Annotated in this window: 22 protein-coding genes; 12 read left to right on the forward strand and 10 right to left on the reverse strand. The window is 72.8% G+C overall.

Features of this window, described 5'->3' with window-relative positions; genetic code table 11:
• Positions 1 to 97 precede the first annotated feature (97 nt).
• On the forward strand, positions 98 to 772 hold the full coding sequence (locus GA0070611_RS03580) for a GNAT family N-acetyltransferase (RefSeq protein ID WP_157740193.1): 675 nt from the start codon (positions 98 to 100) through the stop codon (positions 770 to 772).
• A 19-nt stretch (positions 773 to 791) separates the two neighbouring features.
• Here the strand turns inward: GA0070611_RS03580 and GA0070611_RS03585 are convergent, their stop codons facing one another.
• The gene (locus GA0070611_RS03585; protein WP_091657326.1) at positions 792 to 1,169 is read right to left on the reverse strand and encodes a winged helix-turn-helix transcriptional regulator; all 378 of its coding nucleotides are present in this window, start codon (positions 1,167 to 1,169) and stop codon (positions 792 to 794) included.
• 79 nt (positions 1,170 to 1,248) lie between these two features.
• Here GA0070611_RS03585 and GA0070611_RS03590 point away from each other — a divergent pair, with 79 nt between their 5' ends.
• From GA0070611_RS03590 to GA0070611_RS03600, 3 genes are all read left to right on the forward strand, one after another.
• Entirely contained in the window at positions 1,249 to 1,659 is a 411-nt protein-coding gene (locus tag GA0070611_RS03590; RefSeq protein WP_091657329.1) for a RidA family protein, read from the forward strand.
• Positions 1,660 to 1,833: 174 nt separating this feature from the next.
• Entirely contained in the window at positions 1,834 to 2,766 is a 933-nt protein-coding gene (locus GA0070611_RS03595; protein WP_091657332.1) for a LysR family transcriptional regulator, read from the forward strand.
• Positions 2,763 to 3,683: a serine hydrolase gene (locus GA0070611_RS03600; RefSeq protein WP_091657335.1), complete on the forward strand. Its 921-nt coding sequence runs from the start codon at positions 2,763 to 2,765 to the stop codon at positions 3,681 to 3,683. The genes GA0070611_RS03595 and GA0070611_RS03600 overlap by 4 nt, the downstream gene beginning before the upstream one ends.
• 255 nt (positions 3,684 to 3,938) lie before the next feature.
• Here GA0070611_RS03600 and bla read toward each other — a convergent pair whose 3' ends face one another.
• The 3 genes from bla to GA0070611_RS03615 form a co-directional block, all read right to left on the reverse strand.
• On the reverse strand, positions 3,939 to 4,844 hold the full coding sequence (gene bla / locus GA0070611_RS03605; RefSeq protein ID WP_091672401.1) for a class A beta-lactamase: 906 nt from the start codon (positions 4,842 to 4,844) through the stop codon (positions 3,939 to 3,941).
• 262 nt (positions 4,845 to 5,106) lie between these two features.
• Positions 5,107 to 6,285 (reverse strand): GDSL-type esterase/lipase family protein, encoded by a 1,179-nt coding sequence (locus GA0070611_RS03610; protein WP_197675845.1) that lies wholly within the window; start codon positions 6,283 to 6,285, stop codon positions 5,107 to 5,109.
• A gap of 182 nt (positions 6,286 to 6,467) precedes the next feature.
• The gene (locus GA0070611_RS03615) at positions 6,468 to 7,064 is read right to left on the reverse strand and encodes a TetR/AcrR family transcriptional regulator (protein ID WP_091657339.1); all 597 of its coding nucleotides are present in this window, start codon (positions 7,062 to 7,064) and stop codon (positions 6,468 to 6,470) included.
• A gap of 214 nt (positions 7,065 to 7,278) precedes the next feature.
• Here GA0070611_RS03615 and GA0070611_RS03620 point away from each other — a divergent pair, with 214 nt between their 5' ends.
• Together GA0070611_RS03620 and GA0070611_RS03625 are read left to right on the forward strand one after the other, a co-directional pair.
• Positions 7,279 to 8,031, forward strand: coding sequence for an SDR family oxidoreductase (locus tag GA0070611_RS03620; protein WP_091657343.1), 753 nt, complete (start codon positions 7,279 to 7,281; stop codon positions 8,029 to 8,031).
• An 80-nt stretch (positions 8,032 to 8,111) separates the two neighbouring features.
• Positions 8,112 to 8,501, forward strand: coding sequence for a hypothetical protein (locus GA0070611_RS03625; protein WP_091657347.1), 390 nt, complete (start codon positions 8,112 to 8,114; stop codon positions 8,499 to 8,501).
• Between the two features lie 1,200 nt (positions 8,502 to 9,701).
• On the opposite strand, the gene GA0070611_RS03630 is transcribed toward GA0070611_RS03625, so the two are convergent.
• The 3 genes from GA0070611_RS03630 to GA0070611_RS03640 are packed head-to-tail and all read right to left on the reverse strand — an operon-like array spanning position 9,702 to position 14,352.
• A complete protein-coding gene (locus tag GA0070611_RS03630; protein WP_091657353.1) occupies positions 9,702 to 10,433 on the reverse strand; it encodes a class I SAM-dependent methyltransferase in 732 nt (243 codons plus the stop codon).
• Positions 10,434 to 10,486: 53 nt separating this feature from the next.
• Positions 10,487 to 11,347 carry a hypothetical protein gene (locus GA0070611_RS03635; protein ID WP_091657357.1) on the reverse strand — a complete coding sequence of 287 codons (861 nt, stop codon included), beginning with the start codon at positions 11,345 to 11,347 and terminating at the stop codon, positions 10,487 to 10,489.
• Positions 11,344 to 14,352: a bifunctional lysylphosphatidylglycerol flippase/synthetase MprF gene (locus GA0070611_RS03640; RefSeq protein WP_157740195.1), complete on the reverse strand. Its 3,009-nt coding sequence runs from the start codon at positions 14,350 to 14,352 to the stop codon at positions 11,344 to 11,346. Before GA0070611_RS03640 ends, GA0070611_RS03635 begins: the two co-directional genes overlap by 4 nt.
• Positions 14,353 to 14,734: 382 nt before the next feature.
• On the opposite strand from GA0070611_RS03640, the gene GA0070611_RS03645 reads away from it, so the two are divergent.
• Together GA0070611_RS03645 and GA0070611_RS03650 are read left to right on the forward strand one after the other, a co-directional pair.
• A complete protein-coding gene (locus tag GA0070611_RS03645; protein ID WP_091657366.1) occupies positions 14,735 to 15,844 on the forward strand; it encodes an alpha/beta hydrolase in 1,110 nt (369 codons plus the stop codon).
• Positions 15,837 to 16,682: an SGNH/GDSL hydrolase family protein gene (locus GA0070611_RS03650; RefSeq protein WP_091657372.1), complete on the forward strand. Its 846-nt coding sequence runs from the start codon at positions 15,837 to 15,839 to the stop codon at positions 16,680 to 16,682. The genes GA0070611_RS03645 and GA0070611_RS03650 overlap by 8 nt, the downstream gene beginning before the upstream one ends.
• Positions 16,683 to 16,893: 211 nt before the next feature.
• Here GA0070611_RS03650 and GA0070611_RS03655 read toward each other — a convergent pair whose 3' ends face one another.
• Positions 16,894 to 17,307, reverse strand: a complete 414-nt coding sequence (locus GA0070611_RS03655) for a hypothetical protein (RefSeq protein ID WP_091672405.1) — start codon at positions 17,305 to 17,307, stop codon at positions 16,894 to 16,896.
• Positions 17,308 to 17,394: 87 nt separating this feature from the next.
• Here GA0070611_RS03655 and GA0070611_RS03660 point away from each other — a divergent pair, with 87 nt between their 5' ends.
• From GA0070611_RS03660 to GA0070611_RS03670, 3 genes are all read left to right on the forward strand, one after another.
• A complete protein-coding gene (locus GA0070611_RS03660) occupies positions 17,395 to 18,000 on the forward strand; it encodes a nucleotidyltransferase domain-containing protein (protein WP_091657377.1) in 606 nt (201 codons plus the stop codon).
• 89 nt (positions 18,001 to 18,089) lie between these two features.
• Complete coding sequence (locus GA0070611_RS03665) at positions 18,090 to 18,557, forward strand: hypothetical protein (RefSeq protein WP_091657380.1); 468 nt, start codon at positions 18,090 to 18,092, stop codon at positions 18,555 to 18,557.
• A 39-nt stretch (positions 18,558 to 18,596) separates the two neighbouring features.
• Positions 18,597 to 18,887, forward strand: coding sequence for a hypothetical protein (locus GA0070611_RS03670; RefSeq protein WP_091657383.1), 291 nt, complete (start codon positions 18,597 to 18,599; stop codon positions 18,885 to 18,887).
• 42 nt (positions 18,888 to 18,929) lie between these two features.
• Here the strand turns inward: GA0070611_RS03670 and GA0070611_RS03675 are convergent, their stop codons facing one another.
• Together GA0070611_RS03675 and GA0070611_RS03680 are read right to left on the reverse strand one after the other, a co-directional pair.
• Positions 18,930 to 19,589: a hypothetical protein gene (locus GA0070611_RS03675; protein ID WP_091657386.1), complete on the reverse strand. Its 660-nt coding sequence runs from the start codon at positions 19,587 to 19,589 to the stop codon at positions 18,930 to 18,932.
• Positions 19,564 to 19,962, reverse strand: coding sequence for a PadR family transcriptional regulator (locus GA0070611_RS03680; protein WP_091657389.1), 399 nt, complete (start codon positions 19,960 to 19,962; stop codon positions 19,564 to 19,566). The genes GA0070611_RS03675 and GA0070611_RS03680 overlap by 26 nt, the downstream gene beginning before the upstream one ends.
• Before the next feature lie 168 nt (positions 19,963 to 20,130).
• On the opposite strand from GA0070611_RS03680, the gene GA0070611_RS03685 reads away from it, so the two are divergent.
• Positions 20,131 to 21,027, forward strand: coding sequence for a peptidoglycan recognition protein family protein (locus GA0070611_RS03685; protein ID WP_231921312.1), 897 nt, complete (start codon positions 20,131 to 20,133; stop codon positions 21,025 to 21,027).
• Positions 21,028 to 21,030 lie beyond the last annotated feature (3 nt).

Here is a 21,030-nt window from a genome sequence, read left to right on the forward strand (position 1 = left end):
GCGGGCGGGCGACGATTCCTCCGCCGACCGCATGGTGTCAGGTGATCAGTACGATTCGCCCGGGTGCGTGGCGGCAGGGGCAGGGCATGATGATCGGATGACATTGGCCGATATCTGGCCCGTGCGCCGTCTGCGGGTGACGACGTCCGCGCTCGAGCTGGCGGTGCCGGGTGAGGACGAGCTCGCCGAACTGGCGATCCGTGCGGCAGCCGGCATCTACGATCCGCAGAGCCGCTTTCTGGCGCGTTCGCCGGTGGCGGGATGGGAGTCGGGGCCGTCTCCCCAGGCCGAGCGGTCGTTCCTGCGGTACTACTGGGCGTCCCTGGCGGACTGGCGGCCGAGCAGATGGAACCTGGTGATGGCGGTGAAGGTCGATGGCGCCTGCGTCGGCGTGCAGGAGATCGGCGCGCAGGACTTCGGGATCACTGGAACCGTCTCGACGGGATCATGGATCGCGCGGCGGTTCCAGGGGCGTGGTCACGGCAAGGAGATGCGGGCCGCCATCCTGCACCTCGCGTTCGCCGGACTGGGAGCGGATCGCGCCGACTCCGCCGCCTGGTCCACCAACGCGCCGTCGCTGGGAGTCTCGTGGTCGCTCGGCTACCGGTCGAACGGCACCACGATCCGGGCTTTCGACGGTGCCCGCCAGGAGCAGATCAACCTGGTGCTCGACCGCGAAAGGTGGGAGAGCCACCGTGACGACATCGCGATCCACGGACTCGGCGACGAGGTGCTCGAGCTGATGGACGTCAAGCGGGCCGCCTCCCGGTGATGGCCGCGGCCCGCATCCGTCACCCGATCCCGGCGTCGAACGCCGTGCGGGCGTGTTCGATCTGCGGCAGGTAGGTGTCGGCCCACTCGAGGAGGGTGTCGACCGGGGCGCGCAGGGTCTTTCCCAGCCGGGTGATCCGGTACTCCACGGCGACCGGGCGGGTCGCCACGACGTGGCGTTCGATGATCCCGTTGCGCTCGAGCCGTCGTAGCGTCGCCGTGAGCGACTTCTGGGTCACCGCCGGAATCGCGCGGCGCAGCTCGTTGAACCGGCACGGGCGCTCGCACAGTTCGTTGAGAACGCTGAGCGACCACTTGTCCAGCACCTGGTCGAGCAACTCGCGGTGGGGCGCGTCGATGCGCAGCTCGCCGACCTGGGGGGTGGTGGTATCGCGCATGAAACCAGGTCTCCTTGAAGTGTCCTCCGTCAACTAGGTATCAATGGTAAACCGAGTTGGTTCCAGTGGAGGAGAATCGATGCCTGTCACCCGCTTCAGCCCCGACGGTCTTCAGCCGCACACCCCCTACGAGCACGTGGCGGTCGCCACCGGGTCGCGTCACATCCACGTCAGCGGTCAGATCGCCCGACTGGCGGATGGCTCACCGGTCGCCCCGGGCGACCTGACCGGGCAGGTCGCGCAGGTGCTGCGCAACACCGGAAGGGCCCTCGCCGGAGCCGACGCCTCCTTCGAGGACGTGGTCCGGTTGACCTTCTACGTGACCGACTGGGCGCCCGAGAAGATCGGGCCGTTCATGGCCGGCATCGAATCGGTCGTCGAGGATCTCGGCCTTCCCTGGCCCCTTCCGCCGGCGTCGCTGATCGGGGTGGACCACCTCTTCGAGCCCGACGTGCTCGTCGAACTGGAGGCGACCGCGATCGCGCCGTGAATGCTTTCTGCTCGCCCGTGAGATCGAGACAGCGCTGCGCACGGCCGCACGTCGGTGTCGCTACCTTATGATCTGCCTCACCTTGTGGCACTCTGCCCGGCATCGGGTGATTCGGCCTGATGCTGGCAGGTGCCGCGCCAGGTCGTCCATCCGCTGCAGGTATAGGTTCGGCAGGTGGATGTGGTCGCCGCCTGCCGGGCCTTCGTCGCGGTCAGCGGGCACGGGAGCTTCACGTCCGGGGCCGCCGCAGCGGGCATTCCCCAGTCGGTTGCCAGTCGCCGTATCGCCGCCCTGGAGGAGCACTTCGGGGGGCGGCTGTTCGACCGATCGTCGCGGGCGGTGCGGCTGACGTCGTTCGGGCGGGACATGCTGCCGTCGGCGCGGCGCCTGATCGACCTCGCCGACGCCATGGCCGACGACGCCGAGCGGGCCCGGCTGCGTCCGCTGCGGGTCGCCGTACCCGAGATCTGCCCGCCGCGCCGCCTCGCCGACCTGGTGGTCGCGGCCCGGCGGCAGCGGATCTACCTGGACCTACGGCCGGCCGGCCCGCCCGAGCGGGAACGGCTCTGCCGGACCCTGGAGGTCGGTGCCGCGATCGTGGCGGTTGCGGAGGCGACGGCGGCCTGGCGGGTGCCGCTCGGGCTGGCCGCCCGGACCCCCTTTCCGGCGCCGACGGTGTTCCTGGAGACGCTGCGCAGCGGACGGGCCCGGACCCAGGCCCGGCGGCGGATCCTGATCCAACCCGAGGACGACGTCGCGCACCTGCGGGACCCGCTGACCCGCGCCGGGCAGTCGGCCGGCCTGGCGCCGTCGCAGGTGGCGGTCGCCCCATCGCTGGTCGACGCCGCGGCGGCGGCCCTCGGCTCTCTCGACCTGCTGCTCTGTTCCCGTCAGCAGGCCGAGGAGTTCGGATTGCACTGGTGCCCGCTGTCCGGTCCGCCGCTCCTGCGGGGCTACGACGTGGCGGCCGGGGTCCACGCAGACCTCGATCAGCTCAGCACGGACCTGTACGCGGACATCGCACACTGCCTGGGCGCCGCCGACGGCAACCCGTTGCCCCCCGAGGGATCCCCACCCGGCAGCCTTTCGACCGGAGATCCGACATGAGCGCCATCGCGGTCGTCCGCAATGCCCGGGACCTGCTCGACGAGGCGGGGCTGCGCGGCGCCTTCCTGGTACGTGACCTCGACACCGGCGCGGAGATCGGCCTCGACGCGGAGCTCTCGTACCCGGTGGCGTCGCTGGTGAAGGTGCCGCTGGCGGTCGCCGTGCTGGAGCGGATCGCGCGCGGGGAACTGGACCCGGCGACTCCTGTCGACGTCCCGCCCGGCCGGGTCACCACACCGGGCCCGACCGGGCTGAGCCGGTTCCGCCACCCGGCGCGGATCGCCGTGGACGACCTGCTCTACCTGAGCACCTGCATCAGCGACAACGTCGCCGCCGACGCCCTGTTCGACCTCGTCCCGCCGGCCGCGGTCGCCGCCGAGCTGCGGCGACTGCGCGTCGACGGCATCGCCGTACGGCACCGGGCGGGCGATCTCGCCGACACGCCGGCGGAACGTCTCGGCCCCGACGAGGTGCACCTGGCCCACTCCCTCGCCATCGGCGCGGCGACCCCCGGGCAGGGCCACCCGGTCACGCAGCTCGACGTCACCCGCGCCAACACCGGATCGGCCCGGGCGTTCGTCGACCTGCTGCACGCCCTCTGGCGACCCTCGACGATCCACGAGGCCACCGCAGCCCGGGTACGCGCCCTGCTGGGTGACAACCTGCACCGGCAGCGGCTCGCCCCGGACTTCACCTCGGACGCGTCCCGCTGGTCGTCGAAGACCGGCACCCTGCTGCACCTGCGCCACGAGGTGGGGGTGGTGGAGCACGCGGACGGGCAGTCGTACGCGGTCGCCGCGCTGACCGCCTCCCGGGTGCCCGCCGCCGCCCAACCCGCCAGCGAGGCGACGATGGCGCAGGTCGCCCGCTCCCTGCACGACCATCTACGTACGGGCACCCTGCCCTGGTGGGGTTAGCCCACGCGCGTTGCCCTGGCCGGTGGCTCGTGCCGCCGGACCAGCGTCACCATGGCGATGTTGACGGCTGCGAGGATCAGCAGGGACGCGTCGCCGGAGTCGGTGGAGCGGTCGATCGCGGAGGGCTCGCCGTCGGCCAGCAGCGTGTTGACGATGCCGACCGGTCGGCGGTGCAGGCCCGACCGGGTCCTGGTCGCTGCCGCCCCGCGGTGTCCGACACGTCCGGGTGGTCGCTCGGCGACGGGCGGGTGCCGGTCACCAGTCGGCCAGCGCCGCCTTCGTCGCCTCGGCGATGAGGGCGTTGTCGTAGTCGGCGTCCTTCTCGTCGCGGCTGGACAGGACCGCGAGGACGATCGGCGCCCGGTCCGGGGGCCAGATCACCGCGATGTCGTTGCGGGTGCCGTAGCCGCCCGAGCCGGTCTTGTCGCCGACGACCCAGCCGTCGGGGACACCGGCGCGGATCAGTTCGCCGCCGGTGGTGTTGCCCCGCAGCCAGCCGTTGAGGATGTCGCGGTCCGCGGGGTCGAGGGCGTTCCCGACGGCGTACGCCCGCAGGTCGTGGGCCAGGGCCCGGGGGGTGCTGGTGTCGCGCCGGTCGCCGGGCCGTGCCTCGTTGAGTTCGGTCTCGTAGCGCGCGGGGTCGGTGACCTTGTCGCCGATCTCGCGCAGTTCCTTCTCGATCTTCTGCGGTCCGCCGAGGTGACGAAACATCAGGTTGGCCGCGGTGTTGTCGCTGTACCGGACGGCGGCGTCCGCGATGGCGCGCAGCGTCATGCCCTCGGCGACGTGCTGCTCGGTGATCGGTGAGTAGGTCACCAGGTCGTCCGCCGAGTAGCGCACCACCCGGTCCAGCTCGGCGTCGGTGGTCTCGTCGAGGATCTCGGCGGCGGCGAGCGCCTTGAACGTCGAGGCGTACGCGAACCGTTCGTCGGCCCGGTACTGCACGGTCCGACCGGTGCCGGTGTCGATCGCGTAGACCCCCAGCCGCGCGTCGAACCGCTCCTCCAGCTGACGGAACGCGTGCTCCCGTTCGGGCACGGATGACGCGGGGGTGGTCGCCGCGCTGTCCCGCGTCGGCTGCTCGGCGGCGTCGGCGGGACTGCAGGCGGCCAGGGAGAGCACCGCCGCCGTGGCCGTCAGTCGGTGTGCCGCAGAAACCATGATCACTCCTTGTCGATACGTGGCCGACGCCGGACGGCGTCGATCGGACCGGACTCGACCCTGACAGGGATCCGCCATGCGGTCGAAGACGAAACTGGCGGTGTTCATGCCGATCCGGCATCGGTCGACACCGACGGCCAGGTCGCCGGCCAGGATCAGGCCCACGGTCCCGGGATGTCGTACGTCCGAGGCCAGGGTTGCCGGGCCGACGGCCCGGCAACCCTGGCCGACGGCTGCTACCTCGCCAGCCGGCCCCGGACCGTCAGGAGGTGGGACCCGCGAAGGGGCCGTCGGCGCCGAACACCCGCTTCGCGAAGCGTTCGGCGATGCGCCGGTGGGTGGCGGTGTCCGGGTGGAGCTGGTCGGGTAGCGGCAGCTCGGCGTAGTCGGCCTCGCCGTAGAGGTCGAGGCCGTCGAGGTGGTGCAGGTTCGGGTCGTCGGCCGCCCGCTGGGCGGTGATCCGGGCCAGCTCCTCCCGGATGACGCCGAGGGTGAGCTTGCCGCTCGCCTTCTCGGCCGGGTCGCCGGTCGCCCGGAACCGCACCTCGCCGGTGGCGAGGGCGGCGAGGTCGAACGTGCCCGGGCCGGGGGTGTCCTCGTGGATCGGGCAGTGGATCGGGGAGACGACCAGCAGCGGCGTGCCGGGATGGCCGTCGCGGATGGTGTCGAGGAAGCCGTGCACCGCCGGGGTGAAGGCGCGCAGCCGCATCACGTCGGCGTTGACCAGGTTGATGCCGATCTTCACGCTGATCAGGTCGGCCGGGGTGTCCCGCATGGTGCGGGCGGTGAACGGGTCGAGCAGCGCGCTGCCGCCGAAGCCGAGGTTCACCAGGTCCACGCCGCCCAGGGCCGCGGCGGCGACCGGCCAGGTGGCGGTGGGGCTGGTGGCGTTGGAACCCTGGCTGATGGAGCTGCCGTGGTGCAGCCACACCCGGCGACCCGACGCCGGTACGGGCGCCACCGGGGCGTCGGTGCGCAGGGCGACCAGTTCGGTGGTCTCGTGGTGCGGCAGCCAGATCTCGAGGTCCTTCATCCGGTCGGGCAGGCCGGTGAAGCGGACGGTGCCGGGCGGACCGGACCGGCGCTCGGTGGTCCCGCTGGCCATGTCGATGGTCACCGTGTCGCCACCGGTGACGGTCGCCTGGTCGGTCAGGTGACCGTCGACGAGCAGGTCGTACACGCCGTCCGGGCGGGACGGCAGGCCGGTGTAGGTCCATCGGGTGGGCAGCGTGTCCAGCTCGACCACGGTCGCGCGGGTGCGCAGGACCAGCCGCACGCCGGCGGGCTGAGCCTCCACCATGGCGAGCTGGCCGTCGGTGTTCTGGGCGCGGGCCCAGGCGGGCAGCCGGTGCGGCAGCACACCGCGCGCGGTGTGCTGCACGTCGAGCGCGCCGCGCAGCAGCTCGGCGGTGATCGGCGTGGTGATGAAGGAGGACATCATGCTCTCAATCCAGGGTCGAGGTGTGTGTTGCGCCGTCCGGCCGCTGGCCGGCGTGGTCGGACCGGCGTTGACATCAGATTTCCGATTGCGGCGTGGTGGACACCGTCCGACGACGGCGGCCCTTTCGGGCCGACAAGCCTGGTCCGGTGTGGACTCCGGGTGTCGCCGGAGCGAGATCCACGCTACGTGGCGGGTCGTCGCAGCGCGTCCATGACGAGGTCGAGCAGGTGGCTGCTGCGGGTCTCGAAGTTCTCGTCCGGGCTGATGCGCCAGAGGAAGCCGACCAGCAGCAGGAGGTCGTCAGCGGTCACGTCGGCGCGGACTTCGCCGGCCTGCTGGCAGGCGCGCAGCAACGTGCCCATGGCATCGACGACCGGGTCGTACCCCTCGGTGGCGAGCTGTTCCCTGGTGGAGCTGTTGAGGGCGCCGGCCAGGCCGTGCTTGATCCTGCCGTAGCTGCCCAGTTCGTCCAGCCATCGCCGGAGCGCTGCGAGCGGAGGGTTGCCGGCGGCCAGCCGGGGTGCGGCGTCGATGAGGGCCTGGACGTCGCGACGGTGTACTGCCAGGACGAGCGCCTCGCGGTGGGGAAAGTTGCGGTACAAGGTGCCCTGACCGATGCCGGCGAGCTTGGCGATCGACTGCATCGAGGCGTCGGGATCCTGCTCCAGGGCGGTGCGCGCGGCGTCGAGGATGAGGGTCCTGTTGCGTTCGGCATCGGTGCGCCGGCTCGGTCGCCGCTGCGCGCCGGATGGTGACCGGTCATCAGGGCTGCGATCCATGTCACTCCTGTTCGCTGGCTAAGCGGACATGTGTCCGCTAACGTCGAGGCCATGCGGACACCTGTCCGCTTACGCTCCCATCCTAGCCACCGGCAGCTGCCCCCAGAGGTGGCGGGCTGCGGGTGTGCGACAGGAAACACGACATGCGGGACAGGCGGAACAGGGCGGCAGGGCCGCCCCGCAGCCGGCACGGCAACCCGAGGAGGACAACCCCATGACAGGCACAGAGCAGACAGGTGCCCGGAACAAGGTCATCGCCGTCACCGGCGCCAGCAGCGGAATTGGCCGGGCCACCGCGCTGGCCCTGGCCGATGGAGGGGCGACGGTCGTCGTCGGCGCCCGGCGGAGCGACCGCGTCGCGCAGCTCGCCGGTGAGATCCGTGCACGCGGCGGCCGCGCCGCAGCCCTGGCGACCGACGTGCGGCGGCGCGACGACCTCATCCGCATGGTCGACACGGCGGTCACCGACTTCGGCCGGTTGGACGTACTGGTCAACAACGCCGGCATCGGCCCGATCTCCCCGCTGGACGACCTGCGCGTCGACGAGTGGGACGACATGATCGACGTCAACCTGCGCGGTGTACTGCACGGCATCGCCGCCGCGCTGCCGGTCTTCCGCCGCCAGGGGTTCGGACACCTGGTGACGGTGGCATCCACCGCCGCGTACCGCACCGTCCCCGGGCAGGCGGTGTACGCCGCGACGAAGACGGCCGTGCGTACGGTCTGCGAAGGGCTGCGGCAGGAGGTCGGCGACACGGTACGCGTCACCGTCGTCTCCCCGGGATTCGTGCACACCGACTTCGTCAACGCGATCGCGGACCCCGAGGCACGCGCCACGCTGCTGGCCAGCCGAGACGCCATGGCGCTGGATCCCACGGCGATCGCGGACGCCATCGCGTACGCGGTCACCCAGCCGGATCAGGTCGACATCAACGAGATCGTGGTACGGCCCACCGCGCAGCGGTGACGACGACGGACCAGAAGAAGCGGTGGGATGTGACGGCGCCAGCGGTGCTGCCGCCGGGGAACGACGTTCATACTGCTGCCGTGAATGACTCGCCGCACCGCCCCGATGTCGCCTCGGCACTGCGATTCCTGACCGAACTGGTGGCCTGGGTCGCGACCCCGTGGGCGCTCGCCGGGCACTCGGTGGTGCTGGCGGTCGGCTCGGTGGTCGTCCTCGTCGGGCTGCCGACCGTCTTCGCGACCCCCGGCGACAAGAACCACGTCACCGTGCCGGTGCCCGGAGTGGTCACGATCGCGCTGGTGGTGCTGCAACTGGTCGCCGCCGCGCTGTCGGCCTGGTGGGCGTGGCCGCGGGCGGTCGCGGTGGCGGTGACGGTGCTGGCGCTGGTCACCGTGCTGACCGAGTTGCCCCGCTGGCGTCGGCTCGTCCGCACCGGGCGGGACGGCCGGCCAGCCCTCGACCCCGCCTGAGGTCGCGACCGGCGGCGGGGGCGCCGCTGCCGCGAGCCGCAGCGGACGACGCCCCGGTCGGGCCGTTCCGGGGAGCCCGCTCACGATGAGCGGGCTCCCCGGAGCCTGGCTCGGCTCATCCGGCGCTGCGGTCCCCGGGACGTGCCGACTTCACCGTGCTCGCGCCGGCCGGCAACACGGTCGGGCGATCATCTCCGTCGCCGGTGTCGGGCAGGCCCCGGCCCCTGTCCGCGCCCGGTCATGAGCGACCGTGCGCGGAGCGCCGCGTGATGCGGTCCGGGGTGAGGCCACCTCGCCTTCCGCCTCGGCTCGGGTCCACGGCGGCCCCCGACGGGCCGCCCGAGAAATGTCCGCGAGTTCTGCGGCTCAGCGGGACGGACGAGCGGTGCGCAGCATGGCTCCCGCACCAGGGTTGACCGGCTGCGCCGGGCGGTCAGCGGCTCGAGAAGGATGCCGGCGGCAAGGCCGGACGAGTTGTCGAGGAGTTCACCGGTTGCCCTGACGCAGCAGGGGCCGGGATCGCAGGGGCGCGTGAGCAGAGGGAAGCGCGTGCGCCGAAGGGCCCCGGACAGCACGGCAAAAGGACGCGTGGGCATGGTCTGATCTCTCTGAAGACGTGACAGGCGGCATGGGAAAGAGCCGACGGCGACGTCGGCGACCGATGCAGGGGGAACGTGTCAGGTGTAGAGAGCAGGCGGCGTCACGCGGGATGAAGTCCTCTCGTGAGCGGGGCGGAGAAGATCCGGTCACACGCTAGGGCGGGACGAGCCGGCGAGGCCACCCATTTCGGGTACGGACAGCGACGTCCCTCCTGGCCGCCGGTGGCCGGCGAAGTGGGCCAGGTGGCCGGGACGGTCGGCAGACCCGGTTGCTCACGACTCCGTGCCTTCCGCCTGCTGCCCACCCCCGGGGCACTCCTCGGGCGGGGCATAGGCGCGGATGGTGCCGTTGTGCCGAGTGACTCGTCCGTCGGCGGCGACGGCCACGAGGCGTTTGCAGACGGGGCACCGGCCCTGCCGGGGATGCGAGCGCTGGGTCACCCTGCCTCCTCGGGTAGGTCGTTGCAGGTCTCCAGTCTCACCCCACGGGGCAGCGGACGGCCGTGAAGCATCGTCGCGAACGACCCGTCGCGGGCCCGAGACGTCGGGCGAGCCGGTGCGCCGGTGCGCCGGCGCGACCCGCGACGTGACGTCGGGGCGATCAGCGCAGCACGAGCAGGTCCAGCGAGTCGATGACCGGTCCGGTGTCGACCATCGCCGCCCGGCGAAGTCGGGCGAGGCCGGCGGCGTAGTCGTCGTCGCTGATCAGATGCAGGAGCGTGTGCGCCTCGCGGCGTAGCGTCGTGGCGGCCTCGTGCAGGGACGCCGCGGTGGTCTGCGGAACCTGTTCGCAGGCGGCGGTGGTGAAGCCGGCGGCGGCGAAGGCGGTCTCGACGTCGGCCACGCTGGGATAGGTGTCCAGCACCCGGACGGCTTCCGGGAAGTACCGGAAGAGGGTGATCGCCTGGTGCCGGCCGGCGAACGCCGAGCGGATCAGCAGCGGCGCGCCCGGGCGCAGGACCCGGCGCACTTCGCGGGCCGCGGCGGCGAGATCGGGCACGTGGTGGATGACGGTGGAAATCCAGACGGCGTCGACGCTGTGGTCGTCGAGCGGGACGTGCGTGGCGTCGCCAGGGGCCACGGGCTGGTACATCGAGCGGGCGCGCATCGCCTCGGACGGGTCGACCGCCACGACCTCGACGCCCGGGTACCAGCTGGTGAAGGCCTGCGCCCAGCTGCCGGTGCCGGAGCCCAGGTCGAGAAGCCGCAGCCCGGGGCGGGGACCGAGGTGCCGGGTGATCGCCTCCCGCCAGGCCGCGAGCCCGTCGTCGGTGAGATGGCGGGTCGCCTCGTACGCCGCCGCGTTGACGCTGTCGTACGCGATTCGAGCCATAACCCGGACTCAACCGTCTCGATTCCCGGAGTGGAAGGGGCCGGTGCAGCAATTCACATCGGTGCGTCCTGCGGACATGCCTGCGGGTGTGGTTCGGGTGCCGGCGCGGCGGTGGCCAGCACGGCCGACGCGGCCACGGTGCCGAGGATCGCGAGCACGGTGGGCAGCGCCCACCCGGGCCGGACGGCGTCACCCAGGGCCCAGAAGCCCACCGTGGCACCACCGACGACCTCGACGCCCCACAGCACCGCCGTCACCGCGCCGGCGTCGCCCAGCCGCAGCGCGTGCGCGTAGGACATCGTGCCCACCGCGCCGGAGACCACCAACGCCCAGCTCACGGGCGTTGCGGCGAGGACGGCGACGGTGTGCGGGGGATGATCGAGGGCGTGCGGAGGAAGCGGTAGCGCCCGCGCGCACAGCGCGCAGACGGCGAACGCGGCGCCGGCCAGTGCCGCGTGCACCCCGGGCCACCGTCGACGCGCGCAGGCCAGCGCCGCGACGCCGACGGCGACCGCGCCGGCCGCCAGCCCGACGACCACCGGGTACGTCACCGCCGGCGCCGATCGCGGGTCGGCGCCGGCGGCGATGATCGCCAGGCACGCGGTGGTGACGACGACGGCGGCGCCGCCGAGGCGTCGCAACGGCGAGCGCCACAGCAGCCGCGCCGCCACCACGGTCACCGCCAGGGAACCCGCCGCCGTGGCCTGCACCTGGTAGACCGGCAACCGGCGCAACGCCGCCAGGGACAGCAGCCAGCCGACGAGGTCGGCGACCAGACCCGCCAGGTACAGGGGATGGGCGACCACCTGCCGGGTACGCCGCACGCGGCGGGCGCCGGCCGCCTGCAGCACCGATCCGATGCCGTAGCCGAACGCGCCGCCCACCGCGCAGACCAGGGCGGTCGACCGGGTCACGACCGGCCCACCGACCGAGCGTCGCCTCCGCGCCCACCGGCTGCCTCGGAACGTCTCGTGCGCCGGCCCGGCAGGTCCAGCACGCCTTCCGCGGCTGCGATCGCCAGCCCCTGCGACGGCACGTTGCCCAGCCCGGCCAGCACCACGTACCGGGACCGCCACATCGGGTGGTACTTCTCGTTGTACCGCCACAGCGACGCCATCTGCGTGTCGGCCCCGAGCCGTTGCAGCAGGCGGCGCTGTACGTCACCGAGCCGCCCGACGGACCGCTCGCCGGCCAGCACCGCCCGCATGACCGCGAAGTTCAGCCCCAGCCCCCACTGGCCGCGCTCCTTCAGGTGCCGGATCGTCTCGATGATGACGAAGTCCGTCAGGCCGTTGGGCACCTCGACGTCGGTGCGCCGGCGCATGACGTCCAGCGACCAGCCGGCCACGTCGGGCGCCGGCACCCAGTGGCAGAAGGCGTCCGGGCGCCCCGACGGGTCGTAGGCGACGCTGAGCAGCAGACCGGTGTCGCGCGGGTCGAACAGGCGCGAGAGGGTCATCGAGAAGCCGCGCTCCGTGTCGCCGTGCCGGCTCTGCGCGGCCAGCTCCCGCAGCTCGTCGGCGAGGGCCGGGGGCAGTGCCGACGGGTCGTGGAAGCGAACCCGGTATCCGGCCCGCGCGACCCGGTGGTGGCCGCTGCGCAGGCCCTTCATCGGTCGGCCCTCGAGGGTGAAGGCGCTGCAGTTGACGATGGCCTCGTCGCCCAGATAGAAGGCCCGCATGCCGGCCGCCTGGTAGACGGGCAGCCACCCCGGGGCCGCCCCCACCACGCCGACCGGCCAGCCGTGCCGGTCGGCGTGCGCGAGGAACCGCGTCCACGCCTGCACCCACTGCTGCGCCGGCCCGATCGGGTCCGGCGAGACCAGACACACGCCGTCCCGCACGTCGTACGCCACGACGCAGTCCCCGACGAAGAAGAACGACTTGTCCTCCCGCAGCGCGAAGTAGGCCAGGGTGTCCCCGCCGTGCCGGGCGATGATCGCCCGGGCCCGGGCCAGGTCGGCCGCCCGGTCGGCGGCGGACGCGCCGGCCACCATCCGTGGTCGCAGCAGCAGCCAACCGAGCGCGACCACCAGGCTGAGGCCCAGTGCCACCAACGCCGGGGTGATCATGGGTGTCGGGCCGGGCAGCGGTCGGGCCGTGTCACCGACCATCCGTCCGAGAGCGGCGCGCACCGTGACCTCGACCGACGTGCCGGCGACCCGGGCCACCACGAGCGACAGCACCGTGACCCCGCCCATCCCCGCCACCAGCAGCAGGGCGGCCATCCGGACGTGCCGGCGGTGCGGGTGCGCCGGGAACGCCGACCGGTGCCACGCCAACCATCCGGCCGCGGCGAACGCGGCCAGCGCCTCCTCGACGTCCAACCCCTTGAGCAGGTGCAGCACCGCCGAACCCACCAGCAGACCCACGGCGGCGCCCCAGGCGACGCTGCGGCCCCGACGCAGACCCCACGCCACCACCAGCAACGCCACACTCGCGAACACGGTCGCCGCCACCGCGGCCTGGGGCGCCTGCGCCGGTACGACCACCAGCAGCGCCGCCAGCCGGGGCCGCAACGGCGGGACCATCGCCGACACCAGACCCCACACCGCCACCGCGGCGACCGCGGCCGCCGCCACGACCCTGGTCCGCGCGCCGCGGGCGTACCGGCGCAGCGCCGGGTCCCGCAACGGCCACTCCGCGTCACCCGGCAGCGCCGCCACCACCTGCGCCTCACCCCCGGCCAGGCGGTCACCGCGGATCAGGCGCCGCTCCAGCCAGGTCGCCTCCCCGGCGCACACGTCGCCCTGCACGAGCCGTACCCGCAGGTCACCGGCGACATCCACCTCCACCCAGCCGCAGCGCAGCACCGCCTGGAACACCGGCGGCAGCAGCCACCAGGACCGCCGCGCCACCACCACCCGCGCCGCGCACCCACTGTTGGCGTAGAAACCGTCGACCAACCGGGTCAGCTCGGGCTGATGGGTGTGCCCGGTGATCAGCCCCGCCCGGCCCCGCTCGCACCAGGCCGTGGCGGCGGTACGGGCCACCGTGTTCAGTCGTGCCCCGCGCGGGCCGAACCGGCTGCCGGCGAGGGCCGCGTACACCCCCCGTGCGACCAGGACCACGATGATGGCCAGGGCGAGCAGGTCCAGCACCAGTCCCACGCCCAGCACGGCGAGCCAGCGCGGCGCGTCCCCGAACACCCGCGAGCGCAGGGACGCCGCCGCGATCACCGGGATGCGCCCGAGCACCGCCACGGCCAGCGGCGCCAGCAGCCACCCCGCCCGCGGCGCCAGCTGCCGGTAGACCAGCCGGGACGCCAGGAAACGCCCCACCTCGTTCGGGTCGGCCAGGGCGCTGGCATCGGCCAGCAACGGTGATCTGCGCAGCTCCGGCAACACCTCCTGCACGATGTGCTGCCCCAACGGAGAGTCCAGCGGGTTACGCGGATCCCGCAACGCGTTCGCCGGATCGAACGCGTGCCCGTGCTCGCACCGCACCGTCCGGGACGCCGACCCGGTCCCGAACACCAGGTCCACCGACAACGCACACGTCGCACCCCACCGCTCGCGCAACGTCCGTGCCGCGGCGCTGTCCCACGCGAGGGCCGCGTCGTGGTTGCCGACCACCACCACGACCCGACGGCCGGGCTCCCCGGCGAAGGTCCGCAACGCCGCCGTCAGCCGCGGATGCACCTCCAGCGCGCCCGCGACCGTGCCGCCGGGCTCACCCCACAGCTCCACCACGTCGCCGTTGAGCACCAGCACCCCCGGCCCCGACCAGCGCGCCAGCCGGGCGCTCAGCATCCGCTCCAGGCGCGCCGACGCGGGCGACACCTGCTGCCCCAGATGCAGGTCACTGACCACCAGTGCCGAGCCGCCCGACGGTACGTCGACGACGAGGTTGTCGGGCACCTGATCCATCCGGTCGGCTGCCGGCGCACCGGGATCCGACAACTGATCATGATCGGCCATCGCCGCCTCCACCTGCCCGCAACCCACGTGCGCCGCCGGGGACCCGTCCGCGTCGACCGACCGGTGACCTCGGACGTCCCACCGGTCATCGTCACCGTCGATCCTGAGACCTGTCGGTGTGTGGCCTGACCGAAACCTGGGAGAACGCTCCACCTGAGATCGGCGCGGACGGCCCGACCCGCGCCCGATCCGCAGGAGATCTTCAGGATCAGCTCAGGTTCGGCACGCATCCTGATCCCGGGCGCTGTGCCACCCACGGCTACCAGCCGTGTCGCGGCCGCCGCCCGACCCGATCGGCAGAGCACGATGGTGCGGTAGGCGAGCGGATTCGGCGGCACCGGGGACGGCGTCGACCGGATCATCGGCCAGGGAGACTGAGGTCATGGGTCTGACCAGTACGGCGTTCTTCACAGTGGTCTGCGTCCTCGCCGTCGGCATGCTCGCCCTCGCGGTGCTCGACAAGCCCCGCCCGCGTCGCGCCGACCTGCAGCTGCTCACCCGCGCCGCCCGCGTGGTCGGCGTCAGCGCCCTGGCCGTGCTCGTCTGCGGCCTGACGCTCAACAACCAGTACCTCTTCTACACCTCCTGGACCGACCTGCTCGGGCCGTCCGACCACCCGACGACGCACCGGATCGGCGACGTCGCCGCCGCGCAGCCCCCGCACCTGTCCGGCACGGTGCTGGCGGGGCGCCAGCCCCCCGGCCGGCTCCCTGCCCTGCCGGCACCCGGCCAGCGGTTGCAGCGGTACACGGTGCCCTCGCCCGACGTCGGCGGAACCGCTCAGGTGCTGGTCGAGCTGCCGGCCGGCTACGACCCCGCCGACGTCCGCAGCTACCCGGTCGTCGTCGGCCTGCACGGGTTCCCCTCCTCGCCCGACTCGTACGTCAGAACCGGGATCCTCTCGGCGCAGGACCGTCTGGTGAGCCAACACCTGCTCGGCCCCAGCATCGTCGTCATCCCGCAGATCAACGTGCCCCGTTCACTGGACACCGAATGTGTCAACGGCGGTCCCGGGCAGCCGCAGATCGACAGCTGGCTCTCCAACGACCTCCCGCGGTGGATCGTCGCGCACTTCCGGGTGCGTACCGATCGCCTCTCCTGGGCGACCGTGGGCTACTCCTTCGGCGGCTGGTGCGCGGTGTCCCTCGGCCTGCGACACCCCGGCCTCTTCGGCGCCGCCGTCGTGTTCCAGGGCTACTTCCGCCCCGATTTCGGTACGCACTACATCCCCGCCGCCTCCGACGTGGCCCAGTACGACCTGGTCCGGCTGGAGTCACGGCATCCGGTCCCGCTCTCCATGTGGGTGATGACGTCGCGACAGGACACCCTCTCCTATCCGAGCACCGCACAGTTCCTGCGGGTGGCCCGTTCTCCCACCGCCGTCACCGCGACCGTGCTGCCCCGGGGCGGACACCGGAACGCGGTATGGCAGCCACTCGTCACGTCCGCCCTGACCTGGCTGGGCAGCACCCTCCCGGGCTTCCATGCCTGAGCGCGGGAGAACGCGTGTCCGCGCGGTCGCCGCGGCCCTGCTGGCCCTCACCGTCGCCGGTACCGCGGCCTGCGGACCGCGCCGGGTCAGCCCGCGGGCGGCCCCGCCGGCCTCGGGCCTGTCCATGGTCGCCCTCGGGGACTCCGTGCCCAGCGGCTACGGCTGCACCTGCGACGGGTACGTCCAGTCACTCGCCGACCGGATCAAGGCCGCCACGGGTCGTGCGGTCCTCGTCCACAACGACGCCGAGCCCGGCGCCACCAGCACCGACGTCGCCGACGCGATCGGCGACGAGCCCGTCTCGTCGGACCTCGCGGCCAGTGACCTCGTCGTCGTCCAGGTCGGCGCCAACGACTTCGACATGGACGCGATCACGCAGTGCGGAACCGCCGACCCGGCCTGCGGCCAACCGGTGCTGCAGGCCCTGCGCGCCAACCTGACGCGAATCGTCGCCACCGCCGAGGCCACGGCACATCACCCGGTCGTCGCCGTCATCGGCTACTGGAACATCACCGTCGACGGCGCGGTCGGCGCGGCGTACGGCACCGCGTTCGCGGCGGCCAGCGAACAGGCCACCGAGAAGGTCAACCGGACGATCAGCGACGTGGCGACAGCAACCGCGGCCGTCTACGTCGACACGCACGCCCCGTTCAAGGGCACCGCCAACGACCGCGACCCCACCGCCGACCTGCAGAACGACGGCGACCACCCCAACGCCAGCGGGCACGAGATCATCGCTGACGCGGCGTTCCGCGCGCTGCAGGCCGCGCACGTGGACTGTCCCGCCGACCACTCGAGGCCACTCTTCGGGCCGACTGCCCCCGATCAGTGCCACTAGCGGCGCCACCCGTCGCGGGCGGCCCGCGGCCACCCGACGGCGCCGGCCAGCCCCGGCATCGGCGTACGCCCCGGGTGGTGCGGATCGTCCCGGCGGGGCGACGCGGGAGAGCGCGGTGCGGCGGGCGGCGGGCCGGACCGTAGGCGGGATGCGGGCCGTCCCCGCCGTCGCGGCGGTGCGGACGGCGCTCGGCCACCGTGTCGCCGCGGCATCAGTCCCCGTAGTGGAACAGGGCCTCGCCGAGCGTCCGGGGTTGCCGGTAGCGCAGGTCCTGCCGGCTGAGGTGCGGCCACTGCGCCGGGTCGACGGGTCCGCGCAACTCATCGGTCGACAGCAGCCGGAACCCCGCCATTCGGGCCAGTGCGGCTGCCAGGTCGGGCCGGTCGAGGAAGGTCAGTGGACCCGATTCGCGCGCCGGCCCGAACTCGATGAGGCGGGGCTCGGCTATCGCCAAAAGTGGGATGTCGCGGACACCGACCACCGCTGCGGTCCGGTCCGGGTGGGCGATGATCCCCTGGTGGAAGTTCGGCGTCGGCCCGTGGCTGATCCGGAACTCGGTCAGCGCGCCACCGGTCCGTCGCGCCGCCTCGTGGCAGGCGCGGCGGAACGTCTTCACGTCGGTCACGACCCGCCCTCCACCCGTGTGCACGACCACGATATCGGCGACGGTGGGGAGACACCGGAAGGCCCCGGGACACGTAGGCTCGCTGCCGTGGGCCAACCCGACATCGACGCGTGGGACGCCTGGCACCCGACCCGGTTGGCCGAGCGACTGCGTGCCCTGCGGATCCCCTGGTACGTCGCGGCCGGCTGGGCCGTGGACCTGTTCCGCGGTGCGCAGACCCGCGCCCACGGGGACCTGGAGTTCGCCGTGCCCGCAGCGCACTTCGCGCTCCTGCCGCCGCTGTTTCCCGAACTCGACTTCTGGGTGCCGGCCGGCGAGGGCGTTCTCGTGCCGCTGACGCCCGACACCGCGCGCGGCGACGCGCACCAGACCTGGGCCTGGGATCCGGCGGCGGGGAAGTGGCGCTTCGACGTCTTCCGCGAGCCGCACGACGGCGACGTCTGGATCTGCCGCCGCGACGAACGGATCCGCCGGCCGTACCCGGAGATCATCCGCCGGACGGACGACGGCATCCCGTACCTGGCCATCGAGGCCGTGCTGCTGTTCAAGGCCAAGCACCGGCGGGACAAGGACGAGGCCGACTTCACCGGCGTGCTGCCGCTGCTGTCCCGCGCCGAGCGCGGCTGGCTGGACGCGACCCTCGGCCTGGTCCACCCCGGTCATCCCTGGCGCGCCCGGTTGAGGTCCGGTTGAACCGCGGTCGCCGCCCACTGCTCACCACCTGCGCCACCACGACGCATCGGTACCGCCGACCCGCCGATCCGGCGCTCCGGGATGTTTCCGTGTTCCTGACCCGGGTGCCGTGCCGGATCCGGCGCGCACTGGCGGTCGCGGTGGTGGCCTCGCCGGCCGGGTGCGCCGGCTCCGACGGCACCGAGACCGAGCGGTACGCCGACAAGCTCCAGGTCCCCGGGTTCACGCAGGTCAAGGCGGGCTACTCGGACGGTGCCCGGCGCTCGTACGTGGGACCGGCCGGGACGGCCGTGCCCACGGTGACCGGCCCCGGGCTCGGGCGGGACCGGGGGAGCACCGACTGGTCGTACTCGATCTTCTCGTTCCTGGCGATCGGGCACGGCAGCGACCCGGGCACCGGCAGGTGCCAGGTCACCGTCTTCGAGGTCGAGGATCCGCAGAAGGCGGTCTCCTATCTCGGGTCGGCGTTGTCCGAGCGGCAACGGGCGCAGGTGCGGGCCGGCGCCTCGCGGGTCCTCCAGGTCGAGACGTTGTGTGACGCGCAGGCCGACAGGTAGCCGGTACCGTCCGTCCCGGACGAAAGGTGGTCGGGGGAGATGAGCAGGTACCGGCTCCACTTCGACCTCGCCCAGGGCCACCCGCGCGGTTGGCCGCCGGTGGTGGGCGTGACCGGCGAGGATCTCGACGACTGCCTGGAGGTGGTCCGGCGCCGGTACGGACCGGAGCTGCCACCGGTGACGAGGGTCGTCGAGAACCCGGACCTGACGGACTTCCGGCCCGGTGCCCTGCCCGGTGGCTGGTCGCTCGGGGTGGGGACGGCAGCGCGCGCGTCGAGCAGCAGGATCACCGCGGCCGCACTGGCGGCGACCAGCAGGCCGGTGGCGTAGCCCGGCACGGCGATCACCGGCGACGGGCGCTGAGCCGGCTGGTCACCCCGCCGCCCTCACCGACCAGCGACGAGCCAGCGCGGTCGCCGCGAGGAAGGCGGCGAGGACGATCGCCGCCTCGGTCCCGATCGCCAGAGGAGTGAGCGGGAAGTCGAGCGCCCAGCCGAACGCCGCCGCCCCGAGGATCGCGACCGCGAGGGCAGGAGGAAGCAGCAGGGCCATCCGCGCCGCCGTCTGTCGGACGCGGGTCGCGTCGCGAAGGGCCACGCGTACGGCGAGCACCGCGCCGGTGACGACGACCGCCGCGACGCCGGTGTAGAAGACGCCGGCGGCGAGCCACACCGGCACGCGCACCCCCCGGGGTAGGTCGAAGGCTGCCACGAACGCCTGGTGCAGGGCGTTGACCAGCACGTAGCCCACGAGGAGGGAGAGCAACGCGCCCCCGCTCGCCACGCCGAGCACCTGGGCGTACCGCGGGGGGTTGCGCGCCAGGCCGGCTTCCTCGGCGATCCTGCGGGCGAACTCGGCAGGGTCGGTGCCGAGAAGCTCCGCGGGATCGAGCCCGTCGGCGGCGGCGGCCTCGAGTTCGGTGCGCAGATCGGCGGCGAGGGTCGTGCGGTCGCGGCGGTCGATGCCGGCGGTGCGCCACGCCTGGTCCGCGGCGGCGAGGAAGTGGTCAACGGTCGGCGTCGACGTGCTCATGGTCGTCTCCTCGGTTCGGTGGACGGGCCGCGAGGGTCTCGTTCACGACGCCCGCGAACTGGACCCACTGCTCCCGCCAGGCGCGTAGTCGGTCATGGCCGGCATCGGTGACCCGGTAGACCTTGCGGGGCGGCCCGCTGGGGCTGGGCCGCAGCGAGTTGTCGACCAGACCCAGGCGGTGCAGCCGGGTGATCAACGGATAGACGGTGCCGTAACTGACCGACCCGAATCCGGCGGAGTCGAGTCGGCGGACGAGCTCGTAGCCGTGCGCCGGCTCGGCGGCCAGGAGCGCCAGCAGGCACATGTCCAGGCAGCCGCGTAGCAGCTGGGCCTGCCGCTCGGCCGAGTCGTCCGACCCACCTCCAACTATCATGCGACACATAATAGAGGTGGTATTAGGCGCCGTCTAGTAGTTCGACCGTCGCGCGCCGGGGCTGTCCTGAAGCATTCCTACGTGTTCCGGATCTCGGCCGTAGACAACCTCCATTCCCGGGGGTTAGCGTCACCGTCATTCAGCGATGTCTGTCGATTGGAGTCAGCGGTGACGCCTACGCCCCTGGTCAACTGCCGTCGGATCCGGCTCCTCGGCGGCGCTCTCGCGCTGCTCACCGGGCTGACCGCGGCGGCGTCCGTCCCGACACCGGCCGGCGCCGCGCCCGCCGGTCCCGCGCCCTCGGCCGGCGTCGGCACGCTGAGCACCGACTACGGGCCGGCGGTCTGGGCGCCGGCCAGCACCGCCAACTACACCGTCTCCAACCGGCCCACCAGCTACCCGGTCAAGTACGTCGTCATCCACATGACGCAGGAGACCTACGCCGACACGATCAGCCTGTTCCAGAACCCGTCGGCGAAGGTCAGCGCCCACTACGTCTTCCGCTCCTCCGACGGTGCCGTCACCCAGATGGTCCGGGAGAAGGACATCGCCTGGCACGCCGGCAACTGGACCTACAACACCCAGTCCATCGGCATCGAACACGAGGGCTTCGTCGACGACCCGGCCTGGTTCACCGACGCGATGTACCGGGCCTCCGCGAAGCTCACCCGCACCCTCGCCGACCGGTACGGCATCCCGAAGGACCGGTCGCACATCATCGGGCACGTCGAGGTGCCCGGCGCCACCCACACCGATCCCGGCCCGAACTGGAACTGGACCTACTACATGCAGTTGGTCCAGGGCAACACCGCGATCGGCACGGGGACGGTGCACACCGCCTCGTCGGTCAACGTCCGCTCCGGACCGGGCACCGGCTACGGCATCGTCGGATCGGTGAGCGACGGCACCAGCGTCTCGGTCTACTGCCAGGCGGCCGGCACCACGGTGACCGGCACGTACGGCACCAGCAACATCTGGGACCGGATCGGCACCAACCGCTACGTCTCCGACACCTTCGTCAACACCGGGAACAGCGGCTACATCCCGAACGTGCCCCGCTGCTGATCG

The sequence above is a fragment of the Micromonospora auratinigra genome (assembly GCF_900089595.1).
Classification (GTDB): Bacteria; Actinomycetota; Actinomycetes; order Mycobacteriales; family Micromonosporaceae; genus Micromonospora; species Micromonospora auratinigra.

What these genes read in the sequence shown, in the direction of transcription:
- GA0070611_RS03590 (WP_091657329.1), top strand. Translation starts at nt 1,249, where the DNA reads ATGCCTGTCACCCGCTTCAGCCCCGACGGTCTTCAGCCGCACACCCCC.
- GA0070611_RS03620 (WP_091657343.1), top strand. Translation starts at nt 7,279, where the DNA reads ATGACAGGCACAGAGCAGACAGGTGCCCGGAACAAGGTCATCGCCGTC.
- GA0070611_RS03585 (WP_091657326.1), bottom strand. Translation starts at nt 1,169, where the DNA reads ATGCGCGATACCACCACCCCCCAGGTCGGCGAGCTGCGCATCGACGCG.
- bla (WP_091672401.1), bottom strand. Translation starts at nt 4,844, where the DNA reads ATGGTTTCTGCGGCACACCGACTGACGGCCACGGCGGCGGTGCTCTCC.
- GA0070611_RS03615 (WP_091657339.1), bottom strand. Translation starts at nt 7,064, where the DNA reads ATGGATCGCAGCCCTGATGACCGGTCACCATCCGGCGCGCAGCGGCGA.
- GA0070611_RS03600 (WP_091657335.1), top strand. Translation starts at nt 2,763, where the DNA reads ATGAGCGCCATCGCGGTCGTCCGCAATGCCCGGGACCTGCTCGACGAG.
- GA0070611_RS03610 (WP_197675845.1), bottom strand. Translation starts at nt 6,285, where the DNA reads ATGATGTCCTCCTTCATCACCACGCCGATCACCGCCGAGCTGCTGCGC.
- GA0070611_RS03650 (WP_091657372.1), top strand. Translation starts at nt 15,837, where the DNA reads ATGCCTGAGCGCGGGAGAACGCGTGTCCGCGCGGTCGCCGCGGCCCTG.
- GA0070611_RS03675 (WP_091657386.1), bottom strand. Translation starts at nt 19,589, where the DNA reads ATGAGCACGTCGACGCCGACCGTTGACCACTTCCTCGCCGCCGCGGAC.
- GA0070611_RS03640 (WP_157740195.1), bottom strand. Translation starts at nt 14,352, where the DNA reads ATGGCCGATCATGATCAGTTGTCGGATCCCGGTGCGCCGGCAGCCGAC.
- GA0070611_RS03645 (WP_091657366.1), top strand. Translation starts at nt 14,735, where the DNA reads ATGGGTCTGACCAGTACGGCGTTCTTCACAGTGGTCTGCGTCCTCGCC.
- GA0070611_RS03670 (WP_091657383.1), top strand. Translation starts at nt 18,597, where the DNA reads ATGAGCAGGTACCGGCTCCACTTCGACCTCGCCCAGGGCCACCCGCGC.
- GA0070611_RS03680 (WP_091657389.1), bottom strand. Translation starts at nt 19,962, where the DNA reads ATGATAGTTGGAGGTGGGTCGGACGACTCGGCCGAGCGGCAGGCCCAG.
- GA0070611_RS03630 (WP_091657353.1), bottom strand. Translation starts at nt 10,433, where the DNA reads ATGGCTCGAATCGCGTACGACAGCGTCAACGCGGCGGCGTACGAGGCG.
- GA0070611_RS03580 (WP_157740193.1), top strand. Translation starts at nt 98, where the DNA reads ATGACATTGGCCGATATCTGGCCCGTGCGCCGTCTGCGGGTGACGACG.